This is a genomic window from Pseudoalteromonas lipolytica, from assembly GCF_900116435.1.
Lineage (GTDB): Bacteria > Pseudomonadota > Gammaproteobacteria > Enterobacterales > Alteromonadaceae > Pseudoalteromonas > Pseudoalteromonas lipolytica.
Map to the genome: position 1 here is coordinate 87,257 of NZ_FPAZ01000008.1, position 17,838 is coordinate 105,094.

17 protein-coding genes are annotated in these 17,838 nt (G+C 40.0%); 7 read left to right on the top strand and 10 right to left on the bottom strand.

Annotated elements, in window-relative coordinates; genetic code table 11:
* Positions 1–7 precede the first annotated feature (7 nt).
* Complete coding sequence (locus BM378_RS10010; protein ID WP_074989101.1) at positions 8–904, bottom strand: LysR family transcriptional regulator; 897 nt, start codon at positions 902–904, stop codon at positions 8–10.
* 119 nt (positions 905–1,023) lie between these two features.
* Between BM378_RS10010 and hutH the strand changes: the two genes are divergently transcribed.
* Entirely contained in the window at positions 1,024–2,517 is a 1,494-nt protein-coding gene (gene hutH, locus BM378_RS10015; RefSeq protein ID WP_074989102.1) for a histidine ammonia-lyase, read from the top strand.
* A gap of 11 nt (positions 2,518–2,528) precedes the next feature.
* A complete protein-coding gene (gene hutU / locus BM378_RS10020) occupies positions 2,529–4,529 on the top strand; it encodes a urocanate hydratase (RefSeq protein WP_074989103.1) in 2,001 nt (666 codons plus the stop codon).
* A 513-nt stretch (positions 4,530–5,042) separates the two neighbouring features.
* On the opposite strand, the gene BM378_RS10030 is transcribed toward hutU, so the two are convergent.
* Together BM378_RS10030 and BM378_RS10035 are read right to left on the bottom strand one after the other, a co-directional pair.
* Positions 5,043–5,417 (bottom strand): hypothetical protein, encoded by a 375-nt coding sequence (locus BM378_RS10030; RefSeq protein ID WP_074989105.1) that lies wholly within the window; start codon positions 5,415–5,417, stop codon positions 5,043–5,045.
* Positions 5,418–5,474: 57 nt separating this feature from the next.
* Entirely contained in the window at positions 5,475–5,846 is a 372-nt protein-coding gene (locus BM378_RS10035; RefSeq protein WP_074989106.1) for a hypothetical protein, read from the bottom strand.
* Positions 5,847–6,228: 382 nt separating this feature from the next.
* On the opposite strand from BM378_RS10035, the gene BM378_RS10040 reads away from it, so the two are divergent.
* Positions 6,229–6,639, top strand: a complete 411-nt coding sequence (locus BM378_RS10040; protein ID WP_074989107.1) for a GFA family protein — start codon at positions 6,229–6,231, stop codon at positions 6,637–6,639.
* Positions 6,640–7,702: 1,063 nt separating this feature from the next.
* Here BM378_RS10040 and BM378_RS10045 read toward each other — a convergent pair.
* Positions 7,703–8,134 (bottom strand): DUF2541 family protein, encoded by a 432-nt coding sequence (locus BM378_RS10045; RefSeq protein WP_036972851.1) that lies wholly within the window; start codon positions 8,132–8,134, stop codon positions 7,703–7,705.
* Positions 8,135–8,319: 185 nt separating this feature from the next.
* On the opposite strand from BM378_RS10045, the gene BM378_RS10050 reads away from it, so the two are divergent.
* Both BM378_RS10050 and BM378_RS10055 read left to right on the top strand, forming a co-directional pair.
* Positions 8,320–8,775, top strand: coding sequence for a hypothetical protein (locus tag BM378_RS10050; protein WP_036972849.1), 456 nt, complete (start codon positions 8,320–8,322; stop codon positions 8,773–8,775).
* Between the two features lie 62 nt (positions 8,776–8,837).
* The gene (locus BM378_RS10055) at positions 8,838–9,314 is read left to right on the top strand and encodes a mechanosensitive ion channel family protein (RefSeq protein WP_036972846.1); all 477 of its coding nucleotides are present in this window, start codon (positions 8,838–8,840) and stop codon (positions 9,312–9,314) included.
* Positions 9,315–9,356: 42 nt separating this feature from the next.
* On the opposite strand, the gene BM378_RS10060 is transcribed toward BM378_RS10055, so the two are convergent.
* From BM378_RS10060 to BM378_RS10085, 6 genes are all read right to left on the bottom strand, one after another.
* The gene (locus BM378_RS10060; RefSeq protein ID WP_074989108.1) at positions 9,357–9,782 is read right to left on the bottom strand and encodes a helix-turn-helix domain-containing protein; all 426 of its coding nucleotides are present in this window, start codon (positions 9,780–9,782) and stop codon (positions 9,357–9,359) included.
* A 473-nt stretch (positions 9,783–10,255) separates the two neighbouring features.
* The gene (gene bfr / locus BM378_RS10065) at positions 10,256–10,720 is read right to left on the bottom strand and encodes a bacterioferritin (RefSeq protein WP_036972843.1); all 465 of its coding nucleotides are present in this window, start codon (positions 10,718–10,720) and stop codon (positions 10,256–10,258) included.
* A gap of 12 nt (positions 10,721–10,732) precedes the next feature.
* Entirely contained in the window at positions 10,733–11,206 is a 474-nt protein-coding gene (gene bfr, locus BM378_RS10070; RefSeq protein ID WP_036972840.1) for a bacterioferritin, read from the bottom strand.
* A 206-nt stretch (positions 11,207–11,412) separates the two neighbouring features.
* On the bottom strand, positions 11,413–13,548 hold the full coding sequence (locus BM378_RS10075; RefSeq protein WP_036972839.1) for a TonB-dependent receptor: 2,136 nt from the start codon (positions 13,546–13,548) through the stop codon (positions 11,413–11,415).
* A 550-nt stretch (positions 13,549–14,098) separates the two neighbouring features.
* Positions 14,099–15,169: a PepSY-associated TM helix domain-containing protein gene (locus BM378_RS10080; RefSeq protein ID WP_036972837.1), complete on the bottom strand. Its 1,071-nt coding sequence runs from the start codon at positions 15,167–15,169 to the stop codon at positions 14,099–14,101.
* Positions 15,170–15,230: 61 nt separating this feature from the next.
* Entirely contained in the window at positions 15,231–16,091 is an 861-nt protein-coding gene (locus tag BM378_RS10085; protein ID WP_036972835.1) for a cation diffusion facilitator family transporter, read from the bottom strand.
* A gap of 166 nt (positions 16,092–16,257) precedes the next feature.
* Here BM378_RS10085 and BM378_RS10090 point away from each other — a divergent pair, with 166 nt between their 5' ends.
* Both BM378_RS10090 and BM378_RS10095 read left to right on the top strand, forming a co-directional pair.
* Positions 16,258–16,635 carry a hypothetical protein gene (locus tag BM378_RS10090; protein ID WP_036972834.1) on the top strand — a complete coding sequence of 126 codons (378 nt, stop codon included), beginning with the start codon at positions 16,258–16,260 and terminating at the stop codon, positions 16,633–16,635.
* 75 nt (positions 16,636–16,710) lie between these two features.
* Positions 16,711–17,838 carry an efflux RND transporter periplasmic adaptor subunit gene (locus BM378_RS10095; protein ID WP_036972833.1) on the top strand — a complete coding sequence of 376 codons (1,128 nt, stop codon included), beginning with the start codon at positions 16,711–16,713 and terminating at the stop codon, positions 17,836–17,838.

Genomic DNA, 17,838 nt, shown 5'->3' on the forward strand with positions numbered 1-17,838 from the left:
ATTGTTATTAAGCTGTATAACAGTGTTTTATTTCTTCAATCATGGCGTTTGCAATTGGCGAATTAGCGTTTGTTTTTGAGGTGATCAACACCACCGGAATATCATAATGGTACTTGGCTGGTTGAATAGCCTTAAACATACCTTTATCTACCCAGAACTGCGCATAGTGATCGGGTAAATAACCAATAAACTCACCCGATAGAATCAAGTGGGCAATGCCTTCATCGTGATAAGCCACCGCACTGTTTTGATAATTCAAACCGTCGTTACGGCTTTCTTTATCGCGCATATAGTTACTGGTGATTACTTCAGCTTCTTTTATTAGTTTATTAATGTGCCCGTCTTCGCAATCAAATAATGGGTGGCCTTTCGCACAATATAAAAAGTTGGTTTCGTTATGCAGGGGAGTGTAGTGTAAACCGCGAATATGATGGCGGCTCACGCCAATGCCAACGAGTGAGCGGCCATTAGCTACCGATGTTTCGACTTCTCGGGCTTCACATACATTAATATCAAACTGAATATTGTTACTCTTTCTTTTTAGTGTGGCTATGACGCGGGGGATCACACAGCGTGGGTCACTCACCATGGTATCTATCATGGCGATGCTTAAGCGCCCCGATAACTCATTTTTAGAGCTGGCGACTGTATTGGCGAATGCTTCACATTGTTGTAAAAGCTCAATTGAAGCTTGATAAGTAATGGCGCCAGCATCGGTAATTTCAAACCCACTGCGGCCACGCTTACATAATTTAATGCCAAGCCTAACTTCTAAATCTGATAAATGAGCACTGATAGTTGAGCGGCCAATATTTAATCGCGACTCAGCCGCCGACAGCCCCCCACACTCTACAATTGCTACAAAAACGCGCAATAAGCGCAGGTCTACATCATGAACTTGCATGGCGATTCTTATAGTTCGATAAATCTGGAATGAATAACGATAATTATGCATTTGTAAAACATCTAGAGCAAGTTAGCATTGCATTAAATAAAACTAATCCTGTTCTTTAGGAGTTATAAATGACATTTAAGTACGGTATTGACCAGTTAACGTTAGACAGCGTTAATGCTATTGCAGCGGGTACGTTACAGGCAGAGCTTTGCCAAGAAGCGATTGATAAAATTAATAAAAGCCGCCAAAACGTAGATAAAATGGCTGCCTCTGATAAAGCCATTTATGGCATTAACACAGGTTTTGGCCCGTTATGTGATACGCAAATATCTCCAGAAGAAACTAACCTGTTACAAAAGAACTTATTAATTACTCATGCTGTCGGCGTGGGTGAGCCCATTGCTAAACCAATTTCAAAGCTAATGCTTATTACTAAAGTGCACGCACTAAGCCAAGGTTATTCAGGTATTCGTTTAGCGGTTGTAGAGCGCATGCTTAAGTTTATTGAGCTTGATATTATCCCGGTTGTGCCAGAACAAGGCTCAGTGGGCGCATCAGGCGACTTAGCTCCTTTATCACACTTATTTTTACCCTTATTAGGTGAAGGTGAGTTTTGGATTGATGGTGATATTAAGCCAGCTGCAGAAGTACTCAAAGAGCATGGTTTAGAGCCAATGGAGTTACATGCTAAAGAAGGCTTAGCGCTTATCAATGGCACACAATTTATTTTATCGCATGCGATCACTGCACTCACAAAAATGGGTTACTTACTAGACCTTGCCGATATAGCAGGGGCGATGAGTATTGAAGGTATGCAGGGTAGCCAATCACCGTTTCGTGAAGAGCTACATGCAATTCGTGCCTTTAAAGGTAATGTTGAAGTGGCAGCGCGTATGCGTCGCTTTTTCGAAGGCTCTGAAAACATGGCGTCGCACACAGATTGTGACCGTGTTCAAGACCCATATTCACTGCGTTGTATTCCACAAGTGCATGGTGCATCACGCAACGCATATAACCACTTAAAAGAACTTGCTGAAACAGAAATGAACTCAGTAACTGATAACCCAATAGTTATCAGCGAAGAAGAAGCTATTTCGGGTGGCGGTTTCCACGGTCAACCCCTTGCTATGGTATTAGATTACGCATCAATTGCGGCGGCTGAGCTTGGTAATATTGCTGACCGTCGTTGCTATTTATTACTTGAGGGTTTACACGGTTTACCGCGCTTATTAACCTCATCTGGCGGTTTGAACTCAGGCATGATGATCCCACAATACGTGACAGCGGCATTGGTAACAGAAAACAAATCACTGTGCTTCCCACCATCGGCAGACAGTGTACCAACATCAATGGGCCAAGAAGACCACGTATCAATGGGTAGTATCTCGGGTCGTAAACTAAACCAGATTTTAGGAAACCTTGATAAAATTTTTGCAATTGAGCTGATGTATGCAGCGCAAGCTATCGAATTTAGACGCCCTAATAAGTGCTCAGATATCATTGAAGAAAACTTTGCAATTATTCGTAACAAAGTGGCTAAGTTAGAAGAAGATCGTTTACTTAAACCTGACATTGATGCCATGGTTACACTCGTTAAATCGCAAGCGTTTAAAGTAAACTAAGGGAGCAAATAATGACTTTCCAAGAACAAATTAAACAAGGGATCCCAAGCGTTTTACCAGAGCCTAAAGCTTATCCAAGCGATGCTAACCGCGCTCCAAAACGTAAAGACATTTTATCAGCAGACGAAAAGCAATTGGCTATTCGTAATGCGTTGCGTTATTTCCCGAAAGAGTGGCACCAAGAGCTAGCCACTGAATTTGCACAAGAGCTAAAGCAATTTGGTCGCATTTACATGTATCGCTTTAAGCCTAACTATGACCTTAAAGCACGTTCAATTAGCGATTACCCAGCAAAATGTGAACAAGCTGCCGCAATTATGCTTATGATCGACAATAACCTCGATCCTGCGGTTGCACAGCATCCAGAAGAGCTGATCACTTATGGTGGTAACGGTGCAGTATTCCAAAACTGGGCTCAGTACTTATTAACCATGAAGTACTTAAGTGAGATGGAAGAAGACCAAACGTTACACATGTATTCAGGTCATCCGATGGGGTTATTCCCGTCTTCGGTTGAAGCACCGCGTGTTGTTGTTACCAACGGTATGATGATCCCGAACTATTCAAAACCTGATGATTGGGAAAAATTCAATGCACTGGGTGTAACGCAATATGGTCAAATGACCGCAGGTTCATTCATGTACATTGGCCCGCAAGGTATCGTTCACGGTACAACTATTACGGTAATGAATGCGTTCCGTAAAGTACTTGAAAAAGGCGAATCACCAAAAGGTAAGATTTTCTTAACTGCTGGTTTAGGCGGCATGAGTGGCGCACAACCAAAAGCGGGTAATATTGCAAACTGTATTACAGTGTGTGCAGAGGTAAACCCGAAAGCGGCTACAAAACGTCACCAACAAGGTTGGGTTGATGAGCTAATTGATAACATGCCTGAACTTGTTGAACGCGTACGCAGCGCGCAACAAAACGAAGAAGTGGTTTCAATTGCGTTCATTGGTAATATCGTTGATGTATGGGAAAGCTTCTTAGCTGAAGATATTTTTGTTCACTTAGGGTCAGACCAAACATCACTGCATAACCCGTGGTCAGGCGGTTATTACCCAGTAGATATCAGCTACGAAGAATCAAACCGTTTAATTCGCGAAGAGCCAGAAGTATTCAAAGAAAAAGTACAAGCGACGCTTAAACGCCATGCTGATGCTATAAACAAACACACAGCAAAAGGCACATATTTCTTCGATTACGGTAATGCATTCTTGCTTGAAGCATCTCGTGCTGGTGGCGATGTGATGGCTGAAAACGGTATTGATTTTAAATACCCGTCGTATGTACAAGATATCCTTGGTCCAATGTGTTTTGACTATGGTTTTGGTCCATTCCGTTGGGTATGTACCTCAGGTAAGCCAGAAGATTTAGATAAAACCGATGCCATTGCTGCACAAGTTCTTGAAAAAATTATGGCTGAGTCTCCAGAAGAAATTCAGCAGCAAATGCAAGACAACATCACCTGGATTAAAGACGCGAAGCAAAACAAACTGGTTGTCGGCTCGCAAGCGCGTATCTTGTATGCGGATGCACAAGGCCGCGCAGATATTGCCAAAGCTTTTAACGATGCAATAAATCGTGGAGAAATTGGTCCTGTAGTTCTTGGCCGCGACCACCATGACGTAAGTGGTACTGATTCACCATTCCGTGAAACATCAAACATTTATGATGGTAGCCGCTTCACAGCCGACATGGCCATTCATAACGTGATTGGTGATGGTTTCCGTGGTGCAACATGGGTATCAATCCATAATGGTGGCGGTGTAGGTTGGGGTGAAGTGATCAACGGTGGCTTTGGTATGCTACTTGATGGCTCTGAAGCCGCTGAACGTCGTTTAAAATCAATGTTACTGTTTGATGTAAATAACGGTATTGCACGTCGTAGTTGGGCGCGTAACGAAGAAGCCAACTTTGCGATTAAGCGTGAAATGGCACGTACACCAAAACTGAAGGTGACGTTATCGAATAACGTTGATGACGAGATTTTATCGAACTTAGATTTTTAAGTTGTGTCAATTCAAAAAGGCCATGTTGCACACGTAGCATGGCCTTTTTTATTTTTTTTAAACTGAACGTGTTGTATCTTTCTTGTATGGAAACAGAAGCGTAATTATTGATGGAAAAATAAAGCCTTTTAAATATGAAAATACAGAAACGTCAGTGGGCGAGTTTGAAAAGTATGTAATGTATTGGGTAATAACTAAAATGAGTATACTAACCCACATACTGAACAAGGCGCATTTCTTCTTTAAAATAACTAAAAACAAAGAGATAATAATAACTACGCGCACCAAAGATTGAAAGTGAGTAAGTAATGAATAATCTATCGGAGGATTTAAAAAATATAAGCTTGAAATTTTTGTTAAGTGGTAAGCTATTAACACTATTCCAAGAGCGAAAATAATGCCCATTCTAATTTTGATAGGTATGTTATTGATTGAGTTTACTCTTTTTTTACTCATAATTTATTATTTCATTAGATTTTATATTAGTAATATAGGGTGGGTGATTAAAGGTTGCTAAATTAATAAGCTTGTTAAACCTGATAATGCAACCAAGAAAAAAAGTGATGTTGAGGGAAACCGAAAAGGATTAATTTTTGCTTTGAGAGCAACAAGAAAGCTCAATATAGAAAAAGAGAAATTTAAGATACAAAGAAATACGATTAGCTCAATTTTGTCTGGGAAAAGTGCTACATATGCATAAGCTCCACCCATAATAAGTGTATACAGTGTCGTAATATGCCAACAGTAATAATTTAGCCATTTTGATGCTACAGGTAGGGTTTTATCAGCTAATAATGGAGCGGCAACTCTTGGTCCACCAATAAATGTATGAACATAAAACGTGATTACGCTCAAAATAGTTGCTTGCCATAAAAAATAAGCTTGCATAGATTTCTCCATTTTTATAGTTATGCAGTTTTTAATAGTTCCACTTTATAAAATCTTTTAGGCAAACCAAGGTAAAATACCAATTATGGTAAGGACTATCCAGCCGGGATGTTTTCCTTTAGTACCAATTAGCACTAATACAGCGCCACACAGCATGGTAATAGAAACAATATTAATTAAAACCTCTGTGATAGATGAATTTGAGGTTGACAATGAAAGCCATATTAAAATACTTGCCATCCCAAACCCAAAAATAGAAACGAGATGCCATGAGGCCCATAAAATTCTAACCTGTCGCGCTTTTAGTAAGTCACCACCATGACTTGGGATTAGTTCGTTATCTCTTAGTTTTTGGAAAATAAGAATCTCACCTAAAAAAGAATGTATTAGGCCGAGAAAAATAGCCAGATAACCTGCTGCTAATATCATCGCATTTTCCTCGTGTCTTATAGTTTGATGGCGATTTTTTATAAATTGCTTTATAACGTGTGGCTTTTTTATTTTTTTGTCAATTGTTTTAATTGATAAACGGGTACATATGAATTTTTATGTTTTATCTAAAATTAATTAAGTTCCCCTTTATTATTCAGGCTTATAAATTTTAACTTATTCATAAGTTATTAATTAAAATGAATTTTATGGTAGGGCTTAGTGAAATTAAGGTGGGTTCCTATTACTAAATATAACATGAAGAGTGTTGAATCTATCAGCCTAGTACATTCAGGCATAATTCGTTTTACTTGTTATTACCATTTAGGCGCATTGTTGAACTCTTTATCTCGGGTTATGCTGAATCAAAAAGGAGGTGACTATGAGTAAAATATTAACGGGTGGCTGTTGCTGCGGTGAAGTGAGTTTTCAGGTAACTGACAATTTTAAGCGTTTTTTCTTTTGCCATTGCGAGCAATGCCGTAAATTATCAGGTACCGCGCATGCTGCAAATTTATTTACCTCACCCGATGCCATCGAATGGCTGAAAGGTGAGCATAATATTACACGTTTTAACTACCCAAATCGTGCATTGTCACGTGCATTTTGTAAAACCTGTGGCTCTGCACTGCCATTTGAATCACAAGATAGCAGCTATCTTTTGGTGCCAGCTGGTAGCTTAAACGAAGAGCCAAGCAAAGAGCTCGACGCACAAATATTCTGCGAAGAGCAAACCGAATGGCATAAAAATGGGTTAAATGGTAAAAAGCTGATTGGCTTTGGTCGAGATTAAGCTCATTTGATAAATACATAAAAGCATACTTACAGGTAAATAGTAAAGTTAGCGAGCTTAAAGGAAATAGCTTGCAGGAGGCGTTTTAACGCCGAGTTTTTAAGGTTCACGGCTGAAGCCGTTCCTACGCAGTTGAGTGTGTAGGCCGGACTTTATCGTGGTTTATGAGAATAGAGTGCGACACTATGTAGGCTGCTATAAGTATGTAGGCCGCTATAAGTGCTGACCTACAAAGCAGAACACTTTCGATGTAGGCGGCGTTTTAACGCCGAATTTTTAAGGTTCACGGCTGAAGCCGTTCCTACGCAGTTGGCGTATAGGCCGGGCTTTATCGTGGTTTATGAGAATAGAGTGCGACACTATGCAGGCCGCTATAAGTATCTAGGCCGCTATAAGTGGTGACCTACACAGTAGAACACTTTCGATGTAGGTGGCGTTTTAACGCCGAATTTTTAAGGTTCACGGCTGAAGCCGTTCCTACGTAGCTGAGGGTGTAGCTCGGGCTTTAGCGCGATTTATGAGAATAGAGTGCGACACTATGTAGGCCGCTATAAGTATGTAGGCTGCTATAAGTGGCGGCGACCTACAAAGCAGAACACTTTCGATGTAGGAGGCGGTTTAACGCCGAATTTTTAAAGTTCACGGCTGAAGCCGTTCCTACGGAGTTGGTGTGTAGGCCGGGCTTTAACGCGATTTATGAGAATAGAGTGCGACACTATGTAGGCTGCTATAAGTATTCAGGCCGCTATAAGTGGTGACCTACAAAGCAGAACACTTTCGATGTAGGTGGCGTTTTAACGCCGAATTTTTAAGGTTCACGGCTGAAGCCGTTCCTACGCAGTTGAGTGTGTAGGCCGGGCTTTATCGTGGTTTATGAGAATAGAGTGCGACACTATGCAGGCTGCTATAAGTATGTAGGCCGCTATAAGTGGTGAACTACACAGCAGAACACTTTCGATGTAGGAGGCGTTTTAACGCCGAATTTTTAAAGTTCACGGCTGAAGCCGTTCCTACATGAAAGCTTACATGTACTCGTTCGAACATGGTTGTCTCGCAAGTTGCACTAATCTTCTTTATTTGCCTTTTTCGCTAGAATTTCAACTTGTGCTTTATCTGTTACACCCGCCATGCTTAGTGCGGCACTGCCAACTGATTCGTAATTAAGCTCTATTTTATCAAGCTTAGCGTCGTTTTTATCAGGCAGACTTAAGCTTCGTGACGACATGCCTTTACTGAGAACACCTAAATTGTCGAACACTTTTTCTTCGCCGTCATTCATGATCACCTTAATACTTTTAAGGTTAACGGTGCCATGCGTGCATTTGACTTTTATATGACTATATCGGCTTTTAGTTAAAGGATTAACAGTGTCGGTTTCACTTTTAAAGCTGACCTTTTTTTCAGCAATTGATTTCCAATCATCGTCGCCAGCAACGCTCTGCAAGCTAAATAAACCGAAGAATAACGCAATAGAAAGTAACTTGATTAGTTTCATTAGAATCCCTCCAAAAATTATTATCACTCAAAGATATAGCACATATTTATTTAAAGTGCCTCTGGTTCATCTATAAAGTAGAGCTATTTTTGATTTTAATTCGTATGAAGCAATACAGTTATATTTTCACCAACCTTACACAGCATGCTATGCTTGTTTAGTGTGCATAAGCTTATGGATTTTCAATGAGATATTACTATTGTTTAGTGTTGTTCCTGTTCTCAAATTCACTTTTAGCAAGTGCGTTACTCGATGTTAAACCCAGTAATAAAACACAGTTTTTGTCATTGATAAAAGCGAAGCAGGGGGACTATGCTCTTGTATCTGGCAGTGATGAAGTATGCAAAAGTGCACCGTTTACTTTGGTTAAACAGCCCACACAAGGCTTCACTTTAGGAAGCCTAATAGACTTTAGTGATTTACATAACGGTACACAAACGAAGAAAATTCCTGATTTTTGCATCGTCACATCGAAACTCAAGTATTTCGTTAATGGCATAGTAAGAACTAATCGCTACAGTCGCTGTAATGATGAAAGTGACGAAGGGACGACCGTTGAAGATTTGCGCTTCGAGGATAACGATAAAATAACCTATACACTCAGCCAGCCTTCGGTTAGTTGTGTATTTGAAAAGCAATAATATGTTTTCTGGTAGGTTATTTAAGCCTATTATAGGCTTTTTGGCTGGAGCTAATTTACTCAATGACTAATCAATTCATTCAGGCATTTTTTGTGTTGGCTGTTTGTTTTATCGCTAGTTTGATTATTGACCGTGCGATAAAGCAGTTTCAACGTCGTTTTGACTCAACAGCACTTGAAACCTTCCGACTGATTTCGAACTCGCAGCGCGCTATTTTACTTTTTGTTGGCATCGTACTGGCTCTTTCTAAGTTAGGCTTCGATGTGGCTGCATTGGTTGCTGGGCTTGGTTTAACAGGTTTTGCACTTGGTTTTGCGCTAAAAGACGCAATTTCTAATTTGGTTGCTGGTGTGATGATTGTCCTTTATAAGCCGGTAAAACTTGGCAATTATATCGAAGTGAGTAATTCAAAAGGCATCGTAGTCGATTTAAATCTTCGTTATATAACTATTAAAGGTGAAGGGGCGATTCATTTAATTCCTAACTCATTAATTTTAAGCAATAAAGTATCTATCATTGAGCAAAAAGACGCTTCATAAATAAACGCACCCGTTACTTGGTGCGTAATATATCCTAAGTTTCTAAGCGGCGCTGTTAAGTCGCTTTTCTTTTGAACAATCACATCCTTGTTTAACCCGCTGTTTGTATCTATCAACTCTGTATACCGAGGGGGCTAAGCCAAACTGGCGTTTAAAGGCATTACAGAATGTCGCAGAATTACTAAATCCGCAGGATAGCGCAACCGCTTTAATAGACACTTTTTCCTCACAAAGCATGTTGCAAGCCAGAGTCAGTCTTTTCTTGGCAATGTAATCGCTATAAGTGGTGTTGAGATATCGTTTGAAATCCCGTTCTAACTTTTTCCTGTTAGGGTAATTAAGCGCCTTAGACAGCCAATTCATACTCATTTTATTACCTGCTTTAATACCTGTGTCGATTGTTTGATCTATACATTCTTTAAAATATTCACAAGAAGAAATGACTGCTCGCTTAGTTAAATCATTCATTATTAAACCTAGCTAATTATTCGAAGGGTGAATGTATCCTTTAAAGTGGTGTGCAATACCAATGTGCCGACATACTTGCTCATCTTGAGGGAGTAAATCTGATGATCACCGTGTTAAATATGCCTTATCCACGATTAAATAAATACAAGAAGTAGAGCAAGTTAATCGCAATCGCTGTGAACGCTAAACAACATAATCATTGCGTTTATAAGCAATATGTTATGTTACAAACTCGCTCGCTTAATTAAGTAAATTGATATTTTACGTCTAAAGCTCAGTGTCTTTATTGGATACAAGTTAATGTTAATAAAAATCATTATCAAGTTCACTGTTAAGCCGCTTTAAATTGCGACAAACCCAGCGATATCAGAATTTTCTGATAGGATTGCTTTAAATATATGCAACGATTTAGTTAGGTTAGGGGGGACTTAAGCAGAAAAAAGCAGCCGAGGCTGCTTTTTGATAGTTGCAAATTACATTTGAGATTGCAGGTAATTCTCAAGCCCTGCGGTTTTGATTAACTGTTGCTGTGTTTCAAGCCAGTCAATTTGCTCTTCTTGCTCATTTAAGATGTGATCAAGCGCTTCACGGCTGATGTAATCTTTTTTCTCTTCAGCAAGTTTAATTGCAGCTTTAAGATCAGGGAGTGAATCAAGCTCGAAGCTCATGTTTGCTTCAATCATTTCTTCAGAGTTTTCACCAATACGCAGACGACCAAGGTCTTGTAGATTTGGTAATCCTTCTAAAAACAAAATACGCTCAATTAAACGGTCGGCGTTTTTCATTTTTTGAATAGACACTTTATAGTCAGCTTTGTCTAATTTTGAAAAGCCAAAATCTTTAAACATACGCGCATGTAAAAAATATTGATTAATACCCACTAACTCATTTGCTAGTACTTTGTTTAGTGCAGCAATAACGCTTTTATCGCCTTTCATACGTGTAAACCTCTATTCGCCCATTTGAGATTGATGGTAGTTCTGGCTACCAATTTTGTCGATTAAACCAAGCTGCTGCTCTAACCAATAAACATGATCTTCTTCAGTATCGAATAATAGTTTTTCAAGTACTTCACGCGATTGATAGTCTTTTTCTTGCTCACAAATAGCAATGGCTTCTTTAACACAATCAACCACTTCAAGTTCAAGAGTGAGATCGTTTTGCATCATGCTTTTAACGTCGGTACCAATTAATAAATCACGACGCTTGGTCATGTTTGGTACGCCTTCTAAAAATAGAATACGTTTGATTAACCAGTCAGCGTGATCTTTCTCTTCTTCCATTTCGTGGTTAAGGCGTTCGTACAGCTTGTTAAGGCCCCAATCATCGTACATACGTGAATGGATAAAGTATTGATCTATAGCGGCTAATTCGTTTGCGAGTAGTTTATTAAAACTATCAATGACTTTCTGGTTACCTTTCATCGTGCTGTCCTCAAAATTCAAGTTGCGATAATTGTAGTATATAAAAATAAGATTGCAAACTTTTTCCTTGTAAATCAGTTGTTTACTATTGATTGTGATTCTCGTTTAAGTTTGCGTTAATGGTTGATAAATGAACAATTTATCGTTTTTATTTAAAAATAAAAAAGCCCTTACGAAGAAGGGCTTAGTGTTTTATTAAGCGGCTGTTAAAAGCGATATGTCGCCCCTAATGTCACTGTTGTACCTAGGCCTTTTATGTTGTAACCACCGTACGTGTATGATTGCGCACGAGCAGGGTAGTAATCGTTATTAAATAGATTTTCAACACCCATGAAGGCTTGCCAGTTATGTGTAAACTTATAGCGGCCGCTCAAGTTGACAATATTGTAGCTGCTAATTGGACCTTGATCGCCCACATAATCACCATCTGCATTAGGTTCAAAGCGCTTACGTGAGCCAACATACAAGTAACTTGCGCTTAATGACAGTTCGTCGTTAGGCGTCCAGTTTAAATTCGCAGTTCCTTTTGGTGGGCTAATTTGACGAGAACCTAAGTAAATATCGTCTTCAGTGTTTTTGCCTTCTACATAGCTGTAGGTTGCAACTAGCTTTAAGGTTGGGCTAATCATGTAGTCAACAAGTGTTTCGTAACCCCAAATTTCTTGTGGTGCTCGTACGGGCTCATACACTCCGGTTGTCTCATTAAAACTGTTGGTCGTCCCAAACTCCGATGTACTTCGGTAGGCTGCAAATTCAAAACGAACATCATCAAACTGTGAGGTAAAACCAATTTCATAGTTGTCGATGATAGACGCTTCGGTTTGAATTAAACCAATATCATTCACAGTTGCTGCTCGTAACAAGCGGCCAATATCTGAAATGTCAGAGCCTTGTGAGTAATTTGCAAAGGGGCTAAAGGCCGCTAGCAAATTATATTTAATACCCACGTTATAGGTTGTTGCGTCGTAGTCAATGGTATCGCCTTTTACATTCAGTGGCACTGAACATTGTGTTGCAGAGCGACAAAGTTTTAATGTTTCGTAGTCATCGACGCTTAAGTCAATGCTTTCTTGACGCACACCGGCTTTAACAACTAAGTCGTTATTGATAACCCATTTAGTCTGTAAAAAGCCTGCAACACTGTTCATGTCCATTTCGGGGACCCAAATGCGGCCATCAACAAGGGGTTGTGATGTCACATCGTTTAAAGCATCTAAACCATAGATAAAGGTTGCTTCAATATTGTCAAAATCGACCAGGGTATTAAATGTCGCACGTGCGCCTTTTTTCTCTGAGCTGATTATTGACTGACCACCATCGTAGCCCTCATCTGGGTTTGCAAGGTTTGGCGAATAGAAGAATATGTTTTCGATATCCTGCATGTAGAGGTCTAGGGTCATTTGGGTATTATCAAACAAGGCGTAATCAGTGTATTTCAAGGTAATATTTTCGTTGCCTTCAGGGCCTTGTGGTTTACCTCGTTTTTGCAACTCTTTTGGCACATGTATCGCATAGGTTTTTTCGCCATCGTTAATATTACCAACGACATCACCGAGATCTGTTTTTTGCTGAGAACTGAAAAAGTTATAGCTAAATTGCAGTTGTTTCTGATCGTCAAAATCATACCCCAGTTTAGTGAAGTAGTTTTCGGTTACGGCATCAGACAAACCATATTGCAAGCCCAAAATGTCGCCTTCGGCGTCACGTTGTACCCCGTTTTCTTCATAACTGGCAGTAAATAAGTAGCTTAATTTATCTGCGCGGCCATTAATAGCTGCTGAGAGGCGTGCACCAGCACTTTCTTCTAGTTTTACGGCACTAAAACGTGATGATAGGCTAATTTCACCTTCGGTTTTACCCTCACTTTGCGCTTGCTTGGTAATATAGTTAATTATACCGCCAGAAGCCCCATTGCCATAAATAGAGGTGGCGCCTTTAATAACTTCTATACGGGCTATTGCACTTGGATCAAGCGTTTTTATTCCTAAAGAACCATTACGCAGAGGTGTTGATTGTGGAACGCCGTCAATCATAACAAGCGGGGCGCGGCCACGTAAACTTTGGCCTGTGTTGCTTGAACTGCCTGTGTCAGGTGCAAGTCCGGGTACCATTTGTGACAGCAAACTTTGTAATTCTGGATTTACCTTTAAGTGCTCTTCAATTTCTTGTTGATTAATTATAGTTACAGAAGCAGGTACTTCATCAATGCTCTCAAAAACACGGCTACCAGAAACGACAACGTGCTCCATCTCTTCTGCTGTGAGTTTTTTATTGAGTGCATCATCAGCAAATGATTGGCTACTTATCACCAGTGCAATAAGGCTAAGCGATGTTTTTAACATGTTTGTCCTTGTTAAAAAAAGATAAATGAAATGAGTTATGGGGCGGCAGTGTAAATGTAAAGAACTGTAAAGGCAAGCTTAATGATAATTATTTGCAATAGTGTTGGCAGTTTAATCTCTACGATGTATGTAGCATATTAGCGATAGAGCTTGTCGAATTAACGCGTATGTTGTCAATTGCTGCAATGAATTAAAGGGTCGTTTTAAGTCATTAGAGAGTAGTATTGGCTTGAATAGATTTACCTTGAATTAACTTACTTGGTGCCGCTGTATTTCTAAGCGGCACCCAAATAAGTAATAAAACAATAGAGGTAGTCATAACTACAATTTGGCCCACTCTTTCTTTTGTATTGTTGGTATTAAAACCTATTTTACACATCAATCAATAATACTGGGTATGCTGAACTATCATGCTTTGCCCGAGAATATGAGCCATTCAAGGTGGCTAAATACAGTAGTATAATTAGCCAATGTAAACACTTCTTTTTGCTAAAAGTAGTGATATGCTCTGGGGTTCATGTTTTATCAGTTTAAGTTTAATTACGCGTTATTATCTAAAGTGGCGTTTGTACCAAAAGTAAAAACCCGACACAGTAAAAAATAAAGGTGACAGGGCAAACACAAGCCACAGTAACTGCACAATAGGTCCCGCAAAATCGCCAATATGGAATTTGTATTTAAAGTGCCATGTTTGTGTTGTCCACGAGCTTTTGCTGGCGTCGTAACTCGCGACGATATTGGCTGTATACGGGTTGGCCCATACCCAGCTATAGGCATGGCTTTCACCTGGGTTTTCGATGCGAAAACCAATGTTGTCAGTCGGTTTTTTAGGTAAATAAATTCTAAACAGTTTACCTTCAGGAAAAACAGTGAGTGCATTGTTATAGGCTTTTTGTACTTGATAAGGTGTTGTTTCTGAAGGGGGCAGCACGTCAGGTGGTTTAGGTCTGTCTTCAACCGTGCCTTGCATTACAAACTCTAATACCGCTTTAGTTTCTGTCTTCCAGTTAAACGCCATGCCTGTGTATGCTATTAAAATAAGTGGCAGCAATAAATAGACGCCCAGCACGGTATGAAGTTGGTACATTAATACTCTAAATTTGGCTTTTGGTTTTATAGCTAGTCGCTTTAAACGGTTTTTAGGTTTAATCCAAATGTAAAACCCTAGTAATATTTCTAAAATAAGAATAAGCGCGCATAGTGAAACCCAGTTCCTTAAAGGGTGGTTTTTGTCGCCATCTTTGTAAAGCAACCAACGATGTAGCGCCATGGTAAATCCATACAGCGTGCTGTAATAATCGTATTCGTATAAAATATCACCGGTGTAAGGGTTAACGCTCACATAACGATTATTGGCAAGTTGTAGTTGCCAAGCAAGATCATCACGCGCCTCAGGCATTAATAAAGTAACAGGTTGTTTAGTTGTGTTTGATACGCGTGCTATTAGTGGGTCAAAAGCGAGCGGTGAAGCTTGTGGAGTCACCGTCCATTTATCACCTTGTGTAAGGTACTGAATATCTTTTGCGTAAATAAGTAATGCGCCTGTTAAACTCAAGCAAATCAAAAAAAGGCCGCTTACTAAGGCAAGGAGTAAATGCGTACGGCGTAACCACAACTTCAAGAGGTGTTCCTTTACTTTGTTTTAAATACAAAGGTAAATTGTAAATGATAACAAGTAACATTTACACTAAAACTTGCTCAATAGTACACGCCTTAATAGCAAACTTATCCTGTAAAAATTGACGAATTTCATTGTTGTCGATTGTTTGGTGGGCATAAAACTTTAGTTCGCAATGCACGGTGTGTTCATCAAGCTGCCATGCTTTTATGTATTCAATATTTGAAATAGGAAATGCGCTTATCAGTTGTTCAGATACATGTGTTGATTCGCAGTGACTTGGTGCAACTTGCATTAAAATTTTACTGCTGGCAATTAAGAGCAATACGCCGTGGTATATCACATACACAGAGATAAGAATGGTCGCAATAAGATCGACAATATACCATTGATATAAAATGATCAGAGAGCCGGCAATAATAACGACGACAGAAGCCATAGCATCTGAAAGATTATGAATAAACGCAGCACGAATATTCATACTTTGATTAGCGCCAGCACGGTAGGTAAGGAATGCCGTTACTAGGTCAATAATCAGGGCTAACCCTGCAACCCAAATAACGATCCAGCCATCGATGGGTTCTGGATTTAGGTAACTTTTTATTGCTTCAATGACTAAGTAGCCACCAATTACAATTAAACTCAGGCTATTAAAAAGCGTGGCTAAGATTTCGGCGCGTTTATAGCCATATTGATATCGATTATTTGCTGGTTTAGCCCCAATTTTGCGTGCTATTAACGCAATAAATAACGATGATGCGTCACTTAAATTGTGCAGTGCATCAGCAATGAGCGATAGGCTTCCAGAAATGAGCCCCCCCACAATTTGTGCAAATGTAAGTAACACATTAATTAATACAGCAAGTAATAATTGCTGTGTGCTTTTGCTTTCTGCATCGTGATGGTGGTGATGTCCGTGTCCCATAAGCATACCTAGTTGCTGATTTCTTTATTTTTATATCATGTGAGCATCGCTTTTAAAACACTCGTTAGCAGTATGCATGTATGGGGTGTTTCGTGTTTAGGTTTTACTGTTCAAATAAGTACTAATTTGGTAAGTTAACGCCGTTGTACCAATTATTAGGTGTTACGTGAAAGCAGCATTTGTTATTTTGATTAGTGTGTTATTGCTCCAGCCGTTGCTGGATAGCTTTGACGTGGCTGATCATAATGTTGCATTTAATCACACCTCAGCCCTGCTTTTAGAAGAGCTGGATCTTGAAGCCCACTGCGCAGCTAATGGCGATCATCAACAGCATCAATCTGAGCATGCCGAGCTTGCAAAACAGTTATCTGACTCCGCCGAAAAAGGCCATTGTCATGTGTGTCACAGTCCTGCATTTGTTGATTCATTTACCCTTTCTGAACCCGTTTCAGTTTATTTTGCAAAAATTGAATTGTTAGAGCTTAATTTTAAGTCGGCAGATCTAACACCACTTCATCGCCCCCCAATCGCCTCTCTTACTTAACACTTTATTCCCTTGTCTTTGGGATTATTTTTTAAGGCAAGCTTGGGCTTAGCCTATTTTAAGTAAGAGAAAATTATGTATTTAAGAAATTTTATGCGCTACGCATTGTCGTGCGTATGCTTTATATATGTCACAAACAGTTTTGCGTCAGAGCAACTGCATGACCATCAAGAAAATGCACAAACACCACACATTAACGAAGTAACCTTAACGCCACAGCAACAGCAATTAGCGAATATTAAGGTTGAACGCCTTGAACTCAAAACACACAGCCAAACCGTGTATGCACCGGGTGAAGTTAAAGCCAATGGCTATGCCAGTTATGTGGTTGCCCCTCGTGTTGATTCTATTGTTGTAAAACGCCACGCTTTACTGGGACAGCATGTTAATAAAGGTGATCCCTTGGTAACCTTGTTTAGTGGAGAGGTGGCAAGCCGACAAACCGAATTTAGGTTAGCCGAAGCTGAGTGGCAGCGGGTGAGTAAAATGACCCGTGGTACGGTGAGCGAAAAGCAGCTGCTTACTGCAAAAGCAGAGTGCGAAGTGGCATACAGTCGCCTTGTCGCGTTTGGATTGTCTAAACACGCAATAGAACAAACACTGACTATCTCGCCTGAAAAACTCGGTGAATATACCTTATTTGCACTTACTTCGGGTGCTGTACTCACCGATAATTTTTCACAAGGTCAACGTGTCGATTCAGGTATTGAATTAATGCTAATTGCAGATGAATCTGCGCTGTGGGTAGAAGCGCAACTTTCCTCAAATCAAGACCGCACGATTGCCAATGGTTCTGTTGCAACGATGCAGGTAAATGGAAACCGTTACCACGCTAAAGTTATTCAAGAGGCGCACACTATTGATGAGCAAACACGCTCACGGACAGTGCGGCTTGAAGTGAAAAATACCCAGCACAGCTTACACCCGGGCATGTTTGCAGATGTGTATTTTCACTTTGCAACAGAGCAAGCCGTGCTTGCGGTTCCCGAAAACGCGTTAACACGCAGTGCCGATGGTGATTGGCAAGTTTTTGTGGTTGATGATGATGGTGGGTTTATTGCCAAAGAGGTGAGCGTAGGTCGAAATTTAGCACAATACCGTGAAATATCAGGTATTGAGCAGGGGGTTAACGTTGTTACTCAAGGCGCATTCTTTGTTGCTTCACAGCTCGCAAAAGGCGGGTTTGATCCGCATAACCATTAG

What these genes read in the sequence shown, in the direction of transcription:
- BM378_RS10095 (WP_036972833.1), top strand. Translation starts at nt 16,711, where the DNA reads ATGTATTTAAGAAATTTTATGCGCTACGCATTGTCGTGCGTATGCTTT.
- BM378_RS10030 (WP_074989105.1), bottom strand. Translation starts at nt 5,417, where the DNA reads ATGCAAGCTTATTTTTTATGGCAAGCAACTATTTTGAGCGTAATCACG.
- BM378_RS10060 (WP_074989108.1), bottom strand. Translation starts at nt 9,782, where the DNA reads ATGAATGATTTAACTAAGCGAGCAGTCATTTCTTCTTGTGAATATTTT.
- hutU (WP_074989103.1), top strand. Translation starts at nt 2,529, where the DNA reads ATGACTTTCCAAGAACAAATTAAACAAGGGATCCCAAGCGTTTTACCA.
- BM378_RS10035 (WP_074989106.1), bottom strand. Translation starts at nt 5,846, where the DNA reads ATGATATTAGCAGCAGGTTATCTGGCTATTTTTCTCGGCCTAATACAT.
- BM378_RS10050 (WP_036972849.1), top strand. Translation starts at nt 8,320, where the DNA reads ATGAGATATTACTATTGTTTAGTGTTGTTCCTGTTCTCAAATTCACTT.
- bfr (WP_036972840.1), bottom strand. Translation starts at nt 11,206, where the DNA reads ATGAAAGGTAACCAGAAAGTCATTGATAGTTTTAATAAACTACTCGCA.
- BM378_RS10085 (WP_036972835.1), bottom strand. Translation starts at nt 16,091, where the DNA reads ATGGGACACGGACATCACCACCATCACGATGCAGAAAGCAAAAGCACA.
- BM378_RS10055 (WP_036972846.1), top strand. Translation starts at nt 8,838, where the DNA reads ATGACTAATCAATTCATTCAGGCATTTTTTGTGTTGGCTGTTTGTTTT.
- bfr (WP_036972843.1), bottom strand. Translation starts at nt 10,720, where the DNA reads ATGAAAGGCGATAAAAGCGTTATTGCTGCACTAAACAAAGTACTAGCA.
- BM378_RS10045 (WP_036972851.1), bottom strand. Translation starts at nt 8,134, where the DNA reads ATGAAACTAATCAAGTTACTTTCTATTGCGTTATTCTTCGGTTTATTT.
- BM378_RS10010 (WP_074989101.1), bottom strand. Translation starts at nt 904, where the DNA reads ATGCAAGTTCATGATGTAGACCTGCGCTTATTGCGCGTTTTTGTAGCA.
- BM378_RS10040 (WP_074989107.1), top strand. Translation starts at nt 6,229, where the DNA reads ATGAGTAAAATATTAACGGGTGGCTGTTGCTGCGGTGAAGTGAGTTTT.
- hutH (WP_074989102.1), top strand. Translation starts at nt 1,024, where the DNA reads ATGACATTTAAGTACGGTATTGACCAGTTAACGTTAGACAGCGTTAAT.
- BM378_RS10075 (WP_036972839.1), bottom strand. Translation starts at nt 13,548, where the DNA reads ATGTTAAAAACATCGCTTAGCCTTATTGCACTGGTGATAAGTAGCCAA.